Raw genomic sequence first — 18,419 nt, 5'->3', positions numbered from 1 at the left:
GTTTAAGCTAATGCACCGCCAGCCTTGCACCAAGAACTTAAAAAACGGTAAGTGTTAACCACCGAAGGCGATAAACTCACAACAAAATGGTGTAATTTTCCTTCGTTTTTTTAGTGTACCATTTTTTAAGTACTTGCCACAAGGCCAAGCCCTTCGGGTGGCTGATGTAATACCTCAGGCTCCAAATCTACAACAAATCAAAAAAATGAAACTGCTAATCAAAAGGTAAGATAAAACAATTTACACACTAATTTGGACTTGACTTCTTCTTTGGATTCTGTTTCTTCATCTCCGGTATAAAGTCAACTATTATAATCAATCACAATAGCTATAATTTTAGTTTTACTAATAATATATTTACCCAAAAAGTATTATTGCAAATGTTATATATTTAAGAACTCTAAAAAGTAGGTTAGTGTCCAATCAGTTCGAAGTCCGATAATTTTCCAAACTTGTAGCCCTGGTTTTCCAAGAACTCTACACCTTTGACCAGTCCTTCGTATGACTGGCTTTCAGGATGGTTGAAATGCATTAGGATTATCGATCCCGGTCTTATTTTTTGAAATTCTCCAAGAATTTCAGAACCATTTAGCGTTGCACCTGCATCGGCTGCAATATCATAGCCAATAAATTTCATTTTCAAGTCTTTTAAAATTTCAAGAGAAACATCGTCGGTATAAGCTGTGCCTGATCTGAAATATTGTGGTATTTTATTGGTTTTACTTTCAATAAACTTTGAACTTATCATTATTTCATCTATTGCCTCTCTAACAGATGAGGTAGATTCAATTCCATAGGCAGTTCTTGTAATTACTGATAATGGTCTATGCTCATTCCCATGATTGCCTATTTCAAAGAGCGGTTCAGAGATTATGTCTTTGAATGCTTCTTCATTTGCCTCTATCCATGGTTTTGTTACAAAAAGTGTAGCCGGTATCTTCTTACGTTTTAAGAATTCTATAATCTCTATATCATAACCATTTGCAGTCTCACTTCCGCCACATGCATCAAATGTCAGTGCTGCTATTTTTTCATCGGTTGCAAGTCTGTAGTAAATCCCTTCTATTTGATCTCCCCAATGTTTAGATTCACTATCTTTATATTTTTCAATTATAGTTTCCGTATCTATGGTATTTTCGACAATTAATTCATCCGGTTTTTTTGCTTCTTCGTCTGCATCACTTTCTATTTTTACTTCTATTTCCTCTTGTATTTCAGTATATATTTTGTCATTTGGATCTTCTTTATTTTCTGCATCAAAAGCAGAATCGAGCTCAGGTTCAGCATCGATTCTGCTACATGATATTAGTATTAAACTTAATAATAATAAAAATAGAATTTTGAACTTTTTCATATCTCACATTTTACTTACTAACGACTTCCGCCGCCGGATCCTCCTCCTGAGAATCCTCCACCGCCACCTGAGAAGGATGAGCCTCCACCACCACTTGAAGATGATGTAGCAGTAGCATATCCTCGTGAACCATGCTTGGCAAAACTGTTTACAGTGTTGAATATGGCGTAGTTCGTATAATAATTTGAAATAGTATTGTCTCTTATTTCGCCTTTACCAAAGACATAGGAAGGCAGGATTGATTCCATTTGCTTGGATACTTCTTCTCCTAATCCCATGGCAGTAGCATTTATCAAATATTCATCCCAAAGATGAACCTCTTTTATTCCTCTTTCTGCAATTATCGTAAAATCAGACAAGAACTTTTTAAAACCGAAATAGTTTCTTATGCCCTGTTCTCCATTAGGAGTAAGGTTCGTGTTTGCTTTGTTCTTGGATGCTTCCACAATTTCCAATCCACCCATTCTCAAGTACTCAGCTCCACCTTCGACGGCGATATTATCTCTCCACTTTTTGATTTTAGTATGGTTCTTTTCTGCATATTTCTGAAATTCTTTTTCTTCAAGGATTCCATCACTACCTGCTGCTGATCTGATAAATCTCCACATTTCCGACTCAGAATTACTTTCAAAATCGGGCGTATTGATAATTACCATATTTACTTTTTTGACTTCTTTCTTAAAGATTAAGCCTTTTGTAGCCGTCATCTCCTGCGGTACTATGCATTCACTTCTTATCCATCTTAAAATATATGATGCTACTAAATCAGCCCATGGTTCGTTCTTATCATATAGATTTCTGACATAGTAAAGTACATGAAGTTCTTCTCCGAAAGGAGGTTCTCTGTAATAATCTATATCATTGTTTTTCGGTTTAGAAGGCAGATTCTTAGGATACAAAAATATCTTTTTCCCGTCTTTAATATAAGGTATCCTGTTACCAAAAGCCTTTCTGTTCAATATGGTGGCTATGAATATAGACACGAGAAATATCTGAATACCGATGATTATAGGAAATACATTGCTCGGCCTAAAATTCCTGGGACTTGAAATACCGGCTCCACCCGGCTTTTCTCCGGTACTATCCACATCTTCTTCGTATGGTTTTGCCCCTTCCATTGCAACATCTTTTAGTGTATCAAATGAGTTGTTATTAGTGACCTGAGGATTAAATATACCCTTTTCGAAACTCATCATGATATTCATATATTCATTACTGTACAGAGATCTATTGGATTTTCCTCTTACAACTCCATCCTCTTGAAACAGAATCTCACCTTGATATCCAAAAGCCCAAATCCTGGTATTTTCATTTGTAAAAGGAGTGCCTGGTTTTGATATACTTATACTAATGCTCTCCGGCGTAGGTTTCATTTGGTCATTTATAAATCTGATATTAAATCCGTCATAGTCTGTAAAGGATTGTACGGCATTCTTATAATCCCAACTGATGGTGTATTTATGATCTCCATAGGATCCCTTACCCCAACAAAGCTCAACACCATCGTCAATCCTGTTATATCCGCACTTATATGCTTTATCATCAAGGCTGCCGTTTATATCCCAGTTTTCTACAAATTCGAATTCTCTACCGGTTTCATCAAAGACCCTGAAGTTTTCTATTTCCATATGATTTAAATGAGTTATGGGGATAAAAAACTCAGTACCCTTAGAAGTATAAATATCCCATACTTGTGTAACTTTTGCGGTTCCATCGTCATCAAGTACAACATCCACATCAATCGACCTAATTCTTTCAGAATCAGCCGATGCACCTATTTGGAAAATCAGCGTGAATATTAAAACCAAAATTCCAATTATTCTAACAACTTTTTTCATGCTTATTCCTCGTTAAAAATCAAGATCGGGATATTCTTGTTTTTCATCTGCAGTCTGTAGATATCCTCTAGCAGAAAATCCGAATATCATTGCCGCAATACTGGACGGAAAACTTCTTACCAATCTGTTCCATTTAGTTACAGTATCGTTATATACCATTTTAGAAGTTTTAACATCCCTTTCATAATTGTTTATACTATTCATAGCAAGTGTATAATGCTCTGAAGCCTTTAACTGAGGGTAATTTTCAGCAACTGCAATCAGTCTTCCCAATGCCTGATTTAATACTCCCTCTTGTTGATTGACCTCTTGAGTAGTAGAATTTCCTGTAATTTGTATACGTTTTGAAATAATCTCTGATAATGCATCTTTCTCGAAATTCGCATAGGACCTCGCTGCATTTACCAAATTAGTAAGCGCATTCCACCTTGCATTTTGCTGAACACCAATTTGCGACATTGCATTTTGATTTATTTCATCCATTTTAATGAATTCTCTCTGTGTTGAAATTAAATAAGCTCCTGCTGCTAAAACCAATCCTAATATAATCCAACCCCATGGCATATCATTCACCTCTTTCTTTAAATTCTAGTATATATTTACCCAAATAATTAGAGTTTCTAATAAATATATTTTTATGTTGAATTTGTCCGTTTTCTATCCTTTAAAATAAATATCTTATAATTTAAACCGTTGACAAAGTAGATTAAAATCCTTGATTTCAACCCCTTCCCAATTTAGATGCACTTTGAAATTATGGTAGGTTATATGCAAAGAATTCCCAAGAATAAGGTGATTGGCTAGAATTCGACTGCCAAAAGATGGAGCCAAAAAAAGAAAAAAGTAGTTACCAATCACTTTGCCTCCATCTGACGAGGGAGGTGGGTTTGCGAAGCAAACTCGGAGGGAGAGAAAACCCTAGGCTACAATTACTTAAGCCATATTGTAATATCTCTGATTGATAATGTACATAATTAAATTGGTTTTGGAAACAATCGTGGAAGTGGGGGCACTTCCTCTACCTCTTTCACAGTCTTTATTGAGGAGCTGGCTACTGGTAAGGATTTGGAATAGATTTAAAATATAGCAGTTGAATTCTACGAATTCCTTTTTTATATGTCTCTCCCTCAGTCAACCAAGTTGACAGCTCCCTCGTCAGATGGAGCCGGAAAGGATTTAAGCATAAATTAATCTAAAACCAATGAATTGTAAATTATATAAGGTTTAGTTTTATTCTTTGAGTGCCTCCATCTGACGAGGGAGGTGGGTCGCCTAAGCGACTCGGAGGGAGAGAAAAACCTAGGCTGCAATTACTTAAGCCATATTGTAATATCTCTGATTGGAAATGTGTCTGATTAAATTGATATGGAAATATAATGTGGAAGTGCCGGAATAGCATTCGACTGCCAAAAGATGGAGCCTAAAAAACATAAAGCGACATCTTCACGTCGCTACACTAAAAGCATTACTTCTAAACTCAAACCTCACATCTGCTTCTAAGCTTTGACTACAGTCGAATCTTATAATTTCTATTATTTTCATACAGTGTTTTTTTCTTTCCCTGGAATTATAGGCATAAAAATAAGGACGACTAAATTCACCGCTATGAACCTACTTGTGTAGTTCATCTACGTCTATTAATCCTCCTTATTTATCGACTTCTTTTATTTAAGCCTTATTATTCCAATTATAGCCTGCAATCCTTTAACTAAGGATTAGCAGGAATTATCTTATTTCAATGATTCAAGTTCCTCAGCACTTAAATTTTCTATATCAAATATTATCTTCTCGCCATTATTGATTACGAGTACGGGTATTCCAACTCTTTCCTTGCCTCTAATCTCCTCATACTCAGGGGCAGTATCTCTGTATACTAAGAACCTCTTTAGCGATCCCAATGACTCGGTTATATTAAAATACGCAAATTTTATACCATTATCTTCAAGAAACTTCTTGGCAGGTGCACATCCGGGTCATAAGTCAGATCCAAACATATATATTTTATTTTTCTTCATTTTATACAACTCCTATTTACTTATTTTATTTAAAAGATAGCCCTCTCTAAGGCCTATATTAGATACATGTACAGTGTCGCAATTCAATTTTTTTAAGATAGTACTTAGAATCATACTTCCGGCAGTTATTGTGTGAATTCTCTCAGGTACTACTTGAAGTATTATTTTTAATGCTTGGGGGTCTTGAACTACGATTCTTCTCTGAAGGTCCAGTATATCTTCCAAATCATAGTCTAAATTATGGTACCATCCATTCATCTCTTGTAGGATGTTTCCCACAGCTCTGATACTTCCACCCATGCCTATAACATTTTTTTCCTTTAGATTCATAGACTTTTCTGTGATATCAATTTTTGATTCCAGATATTTTCCAATCTTTCTATACTCTCCAACATCCGGAAGTACACCGTCTGTAAACTTTGTATAGATAGAAAGTGAACCTTCATCCAAATTGTAAATATCGGTAACTTTTCCATTCTCAAAAGATACGACCTCTGTACTGCCTCCGCCTATATCCAAGGTGATGCCGCTTTTGAAATTATAATTTTGGCAAGCTCCCAGATAACCTAGATTCGCCTCGTCTTTATCTGAAATCAACTCTATGTCAAAGTTGGTCTCCTTCTTAACCGTTTTAATTATCTCTTTATGGTTTGAGACATTTCTAAGTGATGCGGTGGCAAAAAGGAAAACTTTATCTACCGAGAGGAAATTAAGTAACTTCTTATGACTGTTTAATACCTTCACGAGCTTTTTTATTCCCCTTTCATTCAATTTTCCATTATCGATATAACTTGCTAATCCGGCAACATTTTTCTTGGAAAACAAAGTCTTATTGAGTTTATCGTCCTTGTATACATTTAATCGAATGGTATTTGATCCGATATCTATTACTCCATAGTTCATATTATATTCCTCATTTTTTTATTTTTTGCCTATAAAAGCCTATTTCTTGGCATTATTTTCAATAATCTTAACCACTACTTCAAGAGCTTTTTCCATTGCATCATAAGATATCATCTCGAATCTGCCATGGTAATTATGACCACCTGTAAATAGGTTAGGTGTCGGAAGCCCCATGTATGAAAGTCTAGCACCGTCAGTACCTCCTCTAATTGGACTGATTACGGGATCTACACCGACCTCCAACATAGACTCCCTCGCCAAATGTATTATTTCAATATGTGGTTCGACCTTTTCTCTCATATTGTAATAGCTGTCTTTTATTTCAAGTTCTATAATCTCTCCATATTTATCATTCAAGAACTCAACGACGCGGTTCATAAGCTCTTTTTTACGCGTAAACTTCTCCATTGAGTGATCTCTGATTATATAGTGCATCTCTGTATAGTCGACAGTTCCATTTATTCCCGTCAAGAGATAAAAACCTTCATAATGCTCGGTGTATTCAGGTTTTTGAGCTCTTGGAAGCATCCCCTCCAATTCCATTGCCACAAGCTGGGAATTAAGCATTATATCTTTTGCTGATCCGGGATGTACATTTTTACCTTGAATTTTGATGTTTACTGAAGCTGCATTGAAGTTTTCATATTCCAACTCTCCTATAGGTCCTCCGTCAAGAGTATAAGCGAAGTCAGCTCCAAATTTCTCTACATCGAAAAGATCGGCTCCTCTGCCTATCTCCTCATCCGGCGTAAATCCAATTTTTATATCTCCTCTTTTTATTTCGGGATTTTCCAAAAGATGCTCGACAGCGGAGATGATTATTGCAATACCTGCTTTGTCGTCTGCACCTAGTAGAGTGGTTCCATCAGTCGTTATGAGTTTTTGTCCAATGAGTTCATTTAAAACAGGAAACTCCTTCACGGTCATCGTATACTCTTCGTTTAATTTTATATCTCCACCTTGATACTCTATAATCTGAGGTTTTTCACATTTACCGTCCATATCCGGTGCGGTGTCCATATGAGCTATCAGACCTATAGTGGGAACATCCTTGGTATTGCCAGGAAGGGTTGTATAGACATATCCATTTTCGTCCATATGAGCATCATCAAGTCCCAAATCTTTGAGCTCTGCAACCAAGTATCTTCCTAGTTCCAATTGCCCCGGTGATGAAGGACAAGCTTCATTCTCAGGATTGCTCTTTGTGTCGTATTTTATATAGTTTAAAAATCTATTAAGCATCTCGTTCTCCTTTATGATTCTAAATTATTATCTGAATAATATTATACCCAATTATTGTGAATTTATTGTGAAATTTAATTCGTAAATTTAATTACAATTCCTTCTTATTATCTTTTGTTTATTAAGTTTTCGTAAATATTAATCAATGCACGTTATATAAGCACATTTATTTGTTTTAAAGATGAATATCTTGAGGATATAAAATATGAGAGTAAATAAACGAGGAGGTACAACATGTTAAAATATTCGATAATTTTCCTAATAATTGCAATCGTTGCAGCCGTCCTAGGTTTTGGAGGGATTGCAGGTACGGCAGCGGGTATTTCTAAAATACTGTTTTTCGTATTCTTAGTTTTATTCGTAATATCTTTGATATTCGGACGAAAAAGATAGAGAAAATAAAAGCCGAGTTCATGAATTGTCTCATGACTCGGCTTTATTAATACTTTTCTCTTTTAAAAAGTCTGGTAAATATACCAACTCAAGCTAATTATACATACAACTGTAGCAATAAGTGCTATGCTGAATATGCCTTTTTCCTTGTACTTTTTGTACCTTATCCATTCCTCAACTGCAACATATATAAATAATAGAGCGGGAATGTCTCCAAAAGGGATTCCTTTTTTGTATTTATAAAATGTCAGAATAAAGGCAAGTATAATAAATGCTGTAAAGCTCATAGCGTCTGATTTCTTCGGCTTTTTGCCTTCCTTATTTGTTGGTTCACTTGTAGTATCTCTCATATTTTTAGTACTTCCTATTCTTTTTTCAACTATTATTCGAACACTTCAAAAACTTCGTCTACTTCCCTCCTGGTCTTTTCTCTATGTTCTCTATTAGAGTAACCGAATGCTACCATAACAGCAAGTCTAAAGTCTTCTTTATCATAAACTCCGTTCTTAACCAATACTTCATTAACTTTTTCTTGATGAAATCCCTCCATAGGAGTTGAATCCACTCCAAGCATAGCAGCTGTAGTCAGCATATTGGCCAATGGGATGTATACCTGTTTAGTAGTCCAGTCAAATACAGCTCTGTCACTATTCAGATCAAAATCATCGTCACTAAATTCTCCGTATTTTTTAGATCTTTGTTTTAGTAAATCATCCGGCCACTTCTGTATATCACTTTTAATATGTCTAAGATATTCTGATCCGGGCTTCATATGTTTAGGTGTCCTTGCGAGTATTAGAACAAAATGGCTCGCTCCTTCAATGGAAGCATGTGCTCCCCATGCATATGGCTTGATTTCTTCAAGAACATCTCTGTTCTTCAGCAGTATAAACTTCCATGGTTCAAAACCAAATGAACTTGGTGAAAGTCTACCTGCCTCTATGATGGTTCTAAAATCTTCATCAGATACTTGTTTTTCAGAGTCATAACCCTTACAAGTATACCTTTTGTTAAATACTTCTTCGATAAACTTGTTTATATCCTTCATAACTATCCTCCACTCATTCTACCCATATAATATTTTCAGGGTTCGATATTAGTTCACTGTAAACTATTGCTCTAAAATCTACCAGACTTTTCTCATCATTTAATTTCCGGGATTTAAATTCTTCTAAAATACTGAATTTTTTATCCTCAATTACTTTATTACCCCATTTATCTATATAATACACATTTTCGATTAACCCATTGGTGATTAAAAAATATTTACAGTTCCTTATGGTATTTATTTTTAGAATAAGTGATCTGTTTTCAAATTTATCCTTTATGTCCAAACTCTTTATTAAATATTTAATATTATCATGAAGACTTTTGTAAAAATCCGCTCTTTCAAACTTTAAATGAGCTGCTTCATTTCTCATCTCTTCATGTAAAATTTGTAAAAACTCATTCGATAAACTCCTATCTTTAAATATTTTTGATAAAAACTTCTGAGTCTCTATTTTTTCTATGGAATTCATCCTTTGTGGAAATATACTATATTCAAAAAGTATACCTTCCGAGTACATTATTGGGTATAGATTCGATAAGCTGTCAATAGTTTCTTCCAAAATCCTTCTGCTTTTAAATGGACCAATGCTCTTCGGTTTTCTAAAAGGTGAGTGTCGAATCACCGGGTCTGCTTTATCTTCACCAATTTCAAGATATAGGTATCTAGTATCATTTTTATACTGAGAATTAAAATGAGGTTTTAAATCTTTAATCAGCTCACATTCCCTAAGTCTGGCTTCAAGATGAGTATCGTGCACTTCATAGCTGAATGAGTCTACACTTAGCACAAGCCTTTCTATTTTTCGGGTTTTATTTCCCGTAAAATAGGAGTAGATTCTTTTTCTAAGATTGATACTCTTACCTATATAAATTAAATTGCCGAATTTATCGTAGAATTTATATATGCCCGGAAGATTCAGGATTTTTGGTATCTCTCTTATTATTTTATTATATCTATCCATGGGCTCCACCTCAGAATTAAATGTCTTTAGCCATCAAGTAAAAACTCGAGATTTTTTGATTCACTACTGTTGAAGTTTTCTTATCTAATATCTTAAAACCGTTCATCTTCCAAAACTTAAGGGCAGGCTGATTATTCTCTAAAACTCCAAGTTTAATCACCTTTACCCCATTAGCTTTGAGTTTATCTTCAATTTTCTTATACACATATTTCCCTAATCCACGTCCATGTAAATTACCATCGATTAAGAGAGACCGATAAATGATGTCATTTTTTCAGGATATGAGTCGAGTATATCCACTATGCCTATGGGTTCACCGTCTCGATAGATAATCTCGAAAGCTTTATCATCATACGATAATTTTTCAGGCAGTGCTCTTAGCGACTCCATTAAGGTATCTCTATTCGGTCTGTTTCCTCCTGATAACTCAAAGTAGTCAGGATTGCTTAAATATATATTTAAAGCCTGTTGTATTAAGTACTCTTCTGAATTTACATTGATTTTAACAAACTCTAACTCTTTCAATTTTAATCCTCCTTAAGTTATAAGATTTCATAATATAACGGATTAATCTTTTGACTCCATACCTTCACTTTACTTGCTAAATATAGCTAATACATAGCTAGAATATACTATTATCTCCTAATACAGTCAAATATCTAAACAAGATTTAAACTCACTTTTTATAGCTCATACATTATTTCTAAACGAAGTAGACAATAAAAATATCTCAGACAGCTAGCTTGCCTGAGATATTTTATTTATATAGTTTAAATATTTAAGTTTCAATTCATAGCTATAAGTGGCATCGATATAAAATCATCTGTATTTTTCAGCAGGAAATTTATCCAAATTGAAATTGATGAAGTCAGTCTCAAAAGATAAATCTTCATAGTCTGTAAATTTAAATTTGATCTCAAAGTTTTTAGGATCAGTAATACCAATTTTATTATAACCTTTTACAGATCCTTCGTAAAATCCTTTACTATTAGCAGGCATTGTGAAAAACATAGTCCCCTTCAGTTCTTCAAATTCTACACCATCAGCCTTATATCCTATGCTTTCTAAGTCAACATCTTTATCATGTGAATTTTCATAATAATAAACGAAAAAATAATTTTCTTCATAATAATCTACAGCATTGATTAGGTATAATTTTATTCCTTCTCGATCAATCAATATATTCTTGGTTATTAAGTTCATATCCGGCTTAATAGGTCCTCTATCTGTCTTGACAGTAACAGTTTTGGGTTCAAAAAGAATATTTGACATATCATCATTTATTACTATTGTCAAATCAAAATCACCTATGTTTCCAAGACCACTATCCTTGTAATGATTGGATAGAAAAGAATCTTGAGTATTAACAAGAGAAATCTCACTAACTCCTGTAGCACCTGCTGGCAAGTATTGCACTCCTGTTTCATTTACATTCAGTAAACCCATTCGTATAGTAATCCCGTCTACAAAAATTGGTCCTAATTTTACAGAGATTTCCTTATCCAGTCCATTTACTGCAGTTATATAATAGGTTCTGTCCTCTCTATCGGGAGCAACTTCAAGAGTTATCTTGACATTATTCTCATCATAAATTACTTGAGTTTCTAAATTAGAGAAGAAGAACTTGCTTTCATCGATTTCTTTTGTAGGCTCTATTTTCTTTTCATTATCTGTATTTTTTTCAGTATCAGTTTGTTTGTCATCACTAGTTTTTGACTCATCATCGTTTTTAATCAACTCAGAATCAGAGACTTTATCAGACTTCTCCTCTGTCATCGCTTCACTTTTTCCGCATGCACTTAGGACAAATAAAATTCCAAGAACAAGCATTGATAATAGTACTTTAAATTTTAGTCTATTTATCATGGTATTTCTCCTTCTAATATCTCGAAATAATTCATCATTGATAGTTTCAGTTTTACCAGTGATACTTCGTGATATGTATACCAAATAGAAAGGAAAATGTTCTTGGATTTTTAAAATTATTCTCCTAAATTGTGATTCGATTTTCTTGATTATTATTTACCCTGATTAATATCTTTTAAATCAAATAACGTGTAATTTATAATGCTTACACCTGACATAAATCCATTTCAATGATAATAATATTTTCTTTTCATAAAATATTAATCATTCAAAGTGTTTTTATGCATTAGTAGTCAAAATACCTGTTAACTGTCTGTTAAATTTCCGGTAAGTAACTCCTCTACATATTCTAATCCGCCCTTATATAATGCATAGAAATGATTTGTAGGTCCGTTTCCCTTCCCTATTTCAAGAGCATTCTCAATTACATTTTGAATATAATTTTTTGCTCTCCCTACGGAATTCTTCATACTATGTCCAAGTGCCAGATTTGCAGCAATTGAGGATGATAGAGTGCAACCTGTACCATGAGTGTTTTTTGTGTTTATCCTCTTTCCTTCATAGAGCGTAAATTCCATGCCATCGTAGAGTACATCTGTCACAACTTCAGCATGACCACCTTTAATCAGTACTGCACCGGGTCCCATTTCTTTTATTTTAAGAGCCGCTTTTTTCATATCTTCCAAGTTTTCTATTTTCATTCCTGCAATATGCTCTGCCTCAGGGATATTTGGAGTTATCAAATCAGCCAATGGCAATACTTCATTTATCAAAGTATCTATCGACTTTGGATCCATTAAAGCACATCCGTTTTTTGCATACATGACGGGATCGATAACTACATTAGAAGGTTTGAATTCTTTCAATCCCTTTACAACAGCCCTCATGGTAACTTCTCCCGAGAGCATCCCTATCTTGACACTGTCTGTTCCAATATCCTCGTATATGGATAATATTTGCTTTTCAATTAACTCCGGCGATACATCTTCATAATCTATTACTCTGGATGTGTTTTCTGCGACTACTGAGGTAACTACGCTCATTCCAAATACTCCATGAGCTGAAAAAGTCTTTAAATCTGCTTGAATTCCGGCTCCTCCACTGCAATCTGAGCCGGCTATTGTCAATACTTTTTTCACTACATATTCCTCCCATACAAAAAAGCACTTCAAATCTGAAGTGCCGGTTATTATGCTCCCTACGACCGTATTAACGGACAGGTTCAAAGGGTTTGGACATAGTCCTTCTCAACTTTAAGTTCCCCTGCATCTTCATCATTCTATTTATAATTCTATCTTTAATTCTGAGTACTGTCAAAACAGTCTAATCGTAAATAAAGAACTGATCTATGACATCTTTAAACTCTTTATAGTATGGCGGAAAATTATCCCTACCTACCATTTCAAACTTTTTCCCATTTTTAAAATTCAGGTGTATAGCCCACATATCAGGCTCCTCGGGCACATGCTTTAATTCTTCGATAGGCCAACTGAGTATATATACTTCATTGAAAAGTCTCTGTTTAAAATCCTCCCAGAGTTCTTCAGTTATTATATACTCTTTTTCAGCCTCTCTATCCCCACCTTCTTCCAGAGTTCCATGAACATTTACTAGTATTTCCCCGCGCTGTTCACCAACTATGAGTCTGGTGAATTCCCTACTCGGAGTGTATTCGGTAAAAGTGAAATTCTCAAGATTGTGCTGACTTAGAATTTCAGAACCTTCCACTTTTGCAACCATAAGACCAAAGTCGGTTCCACAATTATTGCAGTGGTACAATGGATTGCTCTCAAATAATACATCTCCTCCAAGTACATATAGATCAGAATCGTAATTAGATGGCGGATACCCGTAAAGGTACTTTCTGGTGTCTAAGCTCCCGCAATTCGGACATTTTGGATTAGTCATTTTTACCTCCCAATTCTAGATTTATTAAGATAATACTCCTATATGTCTTTTTTACAAAACTAAAATCATTTTAAATTTTTCATTGAATTTCTCATACATTTATTGAATACCCTTAGTATTAAAAGTAAAACATAAATATTCTATTTATAATAAAGCAAAATATTTTTTGCATATTTATTATTATATATTTTCGTAGATATGCTTTTGTTACTCTTTTATATATGTTAATTTGATAACCTTTTACTTAAATATAAAAAATCTTTTATTTGATATCGTTTTCATTTCGGGAGTGCCTGCAAATACTGAAATGAAGTCGTTTTCATGCGTTGACACTCCATTTTATAAGTGATATATTTATTGTAAGAGTCTTTATATATGTAAGATTATCGTAAAAAAAATATGAATAGGAGGATTTAAATGAAAAAAAGAATTTTAGGTTTTTTATTGGCATTATTTATATTTATCCCTTCATTAGTCGTCAGTGCTGATTCTATAAGTCTTGTAAGAATTTCAGGCTCAGATAGGTATCAAACAGCTATTGAAGTAGGTAAAAAAGAATTTGGTACAGCAGACTACGCAATCATCGCAAGCGGTGAGAATTTTGCGGATGCATTAGTAGGTGGTACACTTGCAGTGCAGACAAAGTCTCCTCTATACCTAACTAAAAAGGACAGCTTACCTGAAAACCTATTATCTGAATTGAAGAGACTTAATCCTTCTGAAGTTTATTTACTTGGTGGACTGGAGTCAGTCAGTGAAAAAGTTGAAAAGGAAATAGCTGCTGATCTAAAGGTTACAAGGGTTAGTGGTCCTAATAGAGAAAAAACTGCCGAGAAAGTTGTTGAACTAAGATATATAATCAACAAGGGCACTAAAGATGCTTTCAAGAGTGATTCCAAGTTAACGGAATTTATTGTAAACGGATATGTTTACCCGGATGCGATTTCTGCAGCTCCACTTGTTGGAAAACTAGTAGGAAAAGATGTGTTTACTGCTCTTTATTTAGCAGATAATATAAAGTACTATCCTGAAGCTTATATAATCGGTGGCGAAAATACTGTAGAGGGCGAAAGTCCAAACAGAATCTCAGGTACGAATCGATACTTAACTTCACTTGAAGTGGCGAAAGAATATGCAAAGCATTTTGAATTTGATACGGTTATTGTAGTAAATGGCGATGATTATCCGGATGCACTTTCTGCTTCAGGTCTTTCAGGCAAATACAATGCACCAATACTGTTAACTTCAAAAAATAATACTCAATCAGAAGTACTAAAATATATTAAAAATAAGGCAAATAAAGTAATAATCGTAGGAGGTACGAATTCTGTATCTGAATTAGTTGCTGAGAAAATCCTATACTCAGATGATTCAAACTACAATTATGCAGCAAAAAGCCTTTTAACAAATGATGGAAAATCTACCCGAACAGAACTTACCGGAAATGAAGTTGAAGATATCTTAGGCCTATTCTTAAATAAGCTTAAGATGGTTGAATTAGCCGATACATTTACAAAAGAAAAAGCAGCAGACATACTAAATGGAGAGAATCTACCGGCTACGATGTCGGATTTAGCTCTTAAAAGAGCAGCTGCACTTGTTAGTGTAACTTCTATAGAACCCGTAGATATCACAAATCTAGTGAGTGAAGATAAGAATCATGCAAGAACTTCCATAGATAGAATCGTAACTGCAGTAAACGAATTTTTCTCAGAAGAAGTTTCATTTACAGGCAGTACAAGTGATAATCAGATATTTACTAAACTGGAAAATGCTCTGAATTCAACCAAACTACTAATTGGAAACGAAATATTTCCTGTTGGCGTAAAGATGGTATCAGACGACTTAACTACCGGTTTTAATGTAAAACAAAAACAAGATATCGGATTCAATCCTGAGCTTAGCATAGTATACGGTCATAGCGATATCAATCATGCAAAACAATTGATAGGTTTATTGAGATCAGAAAACATCGAAGCAAAACTTCATCTTGAAACAAAGACCTCTGCTTTTAAGTATATGCTTGAATGGGGACCAATCCCTGAGCCAAGTGATTCTTATGAAGTTGTTAAAATTTCAGAAGATTTATATATTGCAAATGCCAGAGAGTATGATTTAAACATAGAGTTTTCAAATGCTGAAGACAAAGCAAAATTCGATGAACTTATAAACAAATACGCTAAAAAGAGTTCCTCTAATCCTGACGGAAAAGGACTATTAACCGGTTCATGGTGGCAACCACTTTACTGGTCAAATACCGAAATAACTAAAGGATATCAAGAGATAATAGACAACTCTGCAAATGCCGGAGACTATGTCTTCCATTCCTTTACAAAGACCGAAGATTCAGAAAAACTTATCGATGCTCTAAACAAGTTTGAACTGAATATGGTAATCGAAGCAAATAAAATTTGGGTCAATGATGCATTTATAAGATATTTAAACGGCCAATCAGAATAATAAAAAATGGTAGTGTGTCAGAATAAACTAAATTCTGCACACTACCTTATTTTTTAGCCCCAAACGGGGTCAGCTGACCCCAATCTTTTGAGGAATTAATTAAATAAAAAAGACCTATCTTTACGATAGATTCTTTAAAAATTAAGGAGCTGTCCTGCAACAGCTCCATTTTTATTAATATCTTTCTTCTACTGCTGCCCAATCAAGTACATTCCACCATGCATCGATGTAGTCAGCTCTCTTGTTTTGATATTTAAGATAGTATGCATGCTCCCAAACATCAATTCCCATAATTGGTCTAAGTCCATCAGATATAGGATTATCTTGGTTTGGATATCCTACAATCTCTAGTTTTCCATCTTTTTCAACCAACCAAGCCCAACCAGATCCAAATTGACCTAGTGCAGCTTTCTTGAATTCTTCCTTAAAATTATCTAAAGAACCAAATTTTGCTTCAATATCTTCTTTTAATTTCCCTTCAGGTGCATTTTTAGGATTAGGACTCATAGTATTCCAGTATATATTATGATTGTAAGCTCCACCACCATTGTTTCTTACAGCTTTTTGGATATTTTCAGGAAGTTCTCTATAGTTTTTTACAACTTCTTCCAAATCTTTATTTAACCAATCGTCTTTTCCTTCCAGTGCTTTATTTAAATTATCAACATAAGCTTGATGGTGCTTAGAATAATGAATTTCTACAGTTTTAGCGTCGATATGAGGCTCCAGTGCATTGTAATCATAAGGTAATTCCATTAATTTGAACATTTAAATCCTCCTTTAGTAAGTTTAATTTATATTATTTGAATTTCAATTATGCCTATTACCCTTTACCCCTTAGAAATATATTACAGACGACATTAATTGATATTCATTATCATCGTTCATAATTATATATACCACATTTTTACGATTCTAAACATTATCGATAATTATTATCAACATATTTATATAATAGGTGATATATTGCTAATATGGGTATAAAAGATAATGACTAAGATTGGAGGATATTATGACATCAAATAGAAATACCATACAGATGGGTCTTCAAAGAGTAAAAAATCACTTTGATTCAGGTTTATCAAAAGATATAGATTATAGATTGGAACAACTTCAATCCTTAAAAAACACAATCAAAACATATGAAAATGAAATATATGAGGCATTGTACACTGATTTAAACAAAAGTGCTCAAGAAACATTTATGACTGAGCTGTCTATAGTAAACGAAGAACTTGAATACATGATTTCTAATCTAAAAAAACTGGCAAAACCCAAGAGAATAATTCCATCTTTGAGTCAGTTGCCGGGTTCTTTAAAGATTCTTAGAGAGCCTTATGGCAGTGTATTGATTTTTTCCACCTGGAACTACCCTCTCCAACTTGCCCTTGTTCCATTGATAGGTGCAATTGCTGCGGGAAATGTAGTAGTACTTAAGCCTTCAGAATATAGTCCACAAACTTCTAAAGTATTGATTAAAATCTGCGAATCGGCATTTGACAAGGATTTGGTTTTTGTAGTCGAAGGCGGACGAGAAGAAAATACAATTTTACTCGAAAATAAATTCGATTATATCTTTTTTACCGGCAGTACGAGTATGGGAAAAGTCGTAATGAAAAGTGCAGCAGAACACCTAACACCATTGACTTTAGAGCTTGGCGGCAAGTCGCCATGTATAGTGGATTCGAACACAAACTTGAGAGAAACCGCAAAGAGAATAGTCTTTGGCAAGCTCATAAATGCAGGTCAGACCTGTGTAGCACCTGACTATATCTATGTAAAAGAAGAAATAAAAACTGCATTAATAGATGAACTTTTAATGGTTCTTGCTCAGGCAATCCCAAACGAAAGATATTTTGAAGAGACCTTTGGAAAAATAATCTCTGAGAAACATTACTCCAGACTTAAGTCACTACTGGAAGACCAGAAACCAATTACCGTACTTTCCGAGTCTCCTTATTACGATAGTGAACTAAAAATCAAACCGGTACTCTTAGATAGTCCCGATCCTGAAAGTGATGTCATGAAAGAGGAAATATTTGGACCCATCCTTCCTATAATAAGCTGGAATGATAAAAATGAACTAATAGCAAACTTAAAATCCAAACCAAAACCACTATCCATGTATATATTCTCAAATGACGACTCATTTACGGAGGAGATTATTAGAAATGCCGACAGCGGTGGAGTTTGTATAAACGATACCCTACTTCATATGTCATCGCTGAAAAGCCCTTTCGGTGGCGTAGGACCATCAGGAATGGGATCGTACCATGGTAAATGGAGTTTCAACACCTTCAGTAGAGAGAGAACCGTCCTAAAAAAATGGTGGATTTTTGATATCCCGATGAGACATCAGCCCTATACCGATAGAGCCTTTAAGATAATAAAAAAACTACTCAGATAACCATTCATAATATACTTGTCC

The 18,419-nt window shown here is 34.3% G+C and carries 18 protein-coding genes and 1 riboswitch; of the genes, 3 read left to right on the top strand and 15 right to left on the bottom strand.

Annotated elements, in window-relative coordinates; all coding sequences use genetic code 11:
- Positions 1–412: 412 nt before the first annotated feature.
- The 6 genes from VZL98_01045 to pepT form a co-directional block, all read right to left on the bottom strand.
- Complete coding sequence (locus VZL98_01045) at positions 413–1,354, bottom strand: polysaccharide deacetylase family protein (protein ID WVH63572.1); 942 nt, start codon at positions 1,352–1,354, stop codon at positions 413–415.
- Positions 1,355–1,371: 17 nt separating this feature from the next.
- Positions 1,372–3,192, bottom strand: a complete 1,821-nt coding sequence (locus VZL98_01040; protein WVH63571.1) for a DUF2207 domain-containing protein — start codon at positions 3,190–3,192, stop codon at positions 1,372–1,374.
- A 12-nt stretch (positions 3,193–3,204) separates the two neighbouring features.
- Complete coding sequence (locus VZL98_01035) at positions 3,205–3,756, bottom strand: LemA family protein (GenBank protein ID WVH63570.1); 552 nt, start codon at positions 3,754–3,756, stop codon at positions 3,205–3,207.
- Positions 3,757–4,922: 1,166 nt separating this feature from the next.
- The gene (locus VZL98_01030; protein WVH63569.1) at positions 4,923–5,090 is read right to left on the bottom strand and encodes a hypothetical protein; all 168 of its coding nucleotides are present in this window, start codon (positions 5,088–5,090) and stop codon (positions 4,923–4,925) included.
- A 129-nt stretch (positions 5,091–5,219) separates the two neighbouring features.
- Positions 5,220–6,110: an exopolyphosphatase gene (locus VZL98_01025; GenBank protein WVH63568.1), complete on the bottom strand. Its 891-nt coding sequence runs from the start codon at positions 6,108–6,110 to the stop codon at positions 5,220–5,222.
- Between the two features lie 39 nt (positions 6,111–6,149).
- A complete protein-coding gene (pepT, locus tag VZL98_01020) occupies positions 6,150–7,352 on the bottom strand; it encodes a peptidase T (protein WVH63567.1) in 1,203 nt (400 codons plus the stop codon).
- A gap of 234 nt (positions 7,353–7,586) precedes the next feature.
- Here pepT and VZL98_01015 point away from each other — a divergent pair, with 234 nt between their 5' ends.
- Complete coding sequence (locus tag VZL98_01015) at positions 7,587–7,745, top strand: DUF1328 domain-containing protein (protein WVH63566.1); 159 nt, start codon at positions 7,587–7,589, stop codon at positions 7,743–7,745.
- A 62-nt stretch (positions 7,746–7,807) separates the two neighbouring features.
- Here VZL98_01015 and VZL98_01010 read toward each other — a convergent pair whose 3' ends face one another.
- The 8 genes from VZL98_01010 to VZL98_00975 all read right to left on the bottom strand — a co-directional run bounded on the left by VZL98_01010 (position 7,808) and on the right by VZL98_00975 (position 13,531).
- A complete protein-coding gene (locus VZL98_01010; protein WVH63565.1) occupies positions 7,808–8,095 on the bottom strand; it encodes a DUF6442 family protein in 288 nt (95 codons plus the stop codon).
- A gap of 32 nt (positions 8,096–8,127) precedes the next feature.
- Entirely contained in the window at positions 8,128–8,793 is a 666-nt protein-coding gene (locus VZL98_01005) for an NAD(P)H-dependent oxidoreductase (GenBank protein ID WVH63564.1), read from the bottom strand.
- 13 nt (positions 8,794–8,806) lie between these two features.
- Positions 8,807–9,757, bottom strand: a complete 951-nt coding sequence (locus VZL98_01000) for a GIY-YIG nuclease family protein (GenBank protein WVH63563.1) — start codon at positions 9,755–9,757, stop codon at positions 8,807–8,809.
- A 16-nt stretch (positions 9,758–9,773) separates the two neighbouring features.
- Complete coding sequence (locus VZL98_00995; protein ID WVH63562.1) at positions 9,774–9,962, bottom strand: GNAT family N-acetyltransferase; 189 nt, start codon at positions 9,960–9,962, stop codon at positions 9,774–9,776.
- Between the two features lie 38 nt (positions 9,963–10,000).
- A complete protein-coding gene (locus VZL98_00990) occupies positions 10,001–10,282 on the bottom strand; it encodes a hypothetical protein (protein WVH63561.1) in 282 nt (93 codons plus the stop codon).
- A 294-nt stretch (positions 10,283–10,576) separates the two neighbouring features.
- Positions 10,577–11,623, bottom strand: coding sequence for a hypothetical protein (locus VZL98_00985; GenBank protein WVH63560.1), 1,047 nt, complete (start codon positions 11,621–11,623; stop codon positions 10,577–10,579).
- A gap of 305 nt (positions 11,624–11,928) precedes the next feature.
- The gene (thiD, locus tag VZL98_00980) at positions 11,929–12,762 is read right to left on the bottom strand and encodes a bifunctional hydroxymethylpyrimidine kinase/phosphomethylpyrimidine kinase (GenBank protein WVH63559.1); all 834 of its coding nucleotides are present in this window, start codon (positions 12,760–12,762) and stop codon (positions 11,929–11,931) included.
- Between the two features lie 39 nt (positions 12,763–12,801).
- Positions 12,802–12,898: riboswitch (TPP riboswitch) on the bottom strand.
- 48 nt (positions 12,899–12,946) lie between these two features.
- Positions 12,947–13,531 carry a hypothetical protein gene (locus tag VZL98_00975; protein ID WVH63558.1) on the bottom strand — a complete coding sequence of 195 codons (585 nt, stop codon included), beginning with the start codon at positions 13,529–13,531 and terminating at the stop codon, positions 12,947–12,949.
- Positions 13,532–13,948: 417 nt separating this feature from the next.
- Here VZL98_00975 and VZL98_00970 point away from each other — a divergent pair, with 417 nt between their 5' ends.
- On the top strand, positions 13,949–15,991 hold the full coding sequence (locus VZL98_00970) for a cell wall-binding repeat-containing protein (protein WVH63557.1): 2,043 nt from the start codon (positions 13,949–13,951) through the stop codon (positions 15,989–15,991).
- A 174-nt stretch (positions 15,992–16,165) separates the two neighbouring features.
- Here the strand turns inward: VZL98_00970 and VZL98_00965 are convergent, their stop codons facing one another.
- Complete coding sequence (locus VZL98_00965; protein ID WVH63556.1) at positions 16,166–16,759, bottom strand: superoxide dismutase; 594 nt, start codon at positions 16,757–16,759, stop codon at positions 16,166–16,168.
- Between the two features lie 244 nt (positions 16,760–17,003).
- On the opposite strand from VZL98_00965, the gene VZL98_00960 reads away from it, so the two are divergent.
- A complete protein-coding gene (locus VZL98_00960; protein ID WVH63555.1) occupies positions 17,004–18,398 on the top strand; it encodes an aldehyde dehydrogenase family protein in 1,395 nt (464 codons plus the stop codon).
- Positions 18,399–18,419 lie beyond the last annotated feature (21 nt).

The organism is Peptoniphilaceae bacterium AMB_02, from assembly GCA_036321625.1.
Taxonomy (GTDB): domain Bacteria; phylum Bacillota; class Clostridia; order Tissierellales; family Peptoniphilaceae; genus Microaceticoccus; species Microaceticoccus formicicus.
The sequence above is the reverse complement of the archived record's forward strand: the minus strand, read 5'-3'. Positions and strand labels throughout refer to the sequence as shown.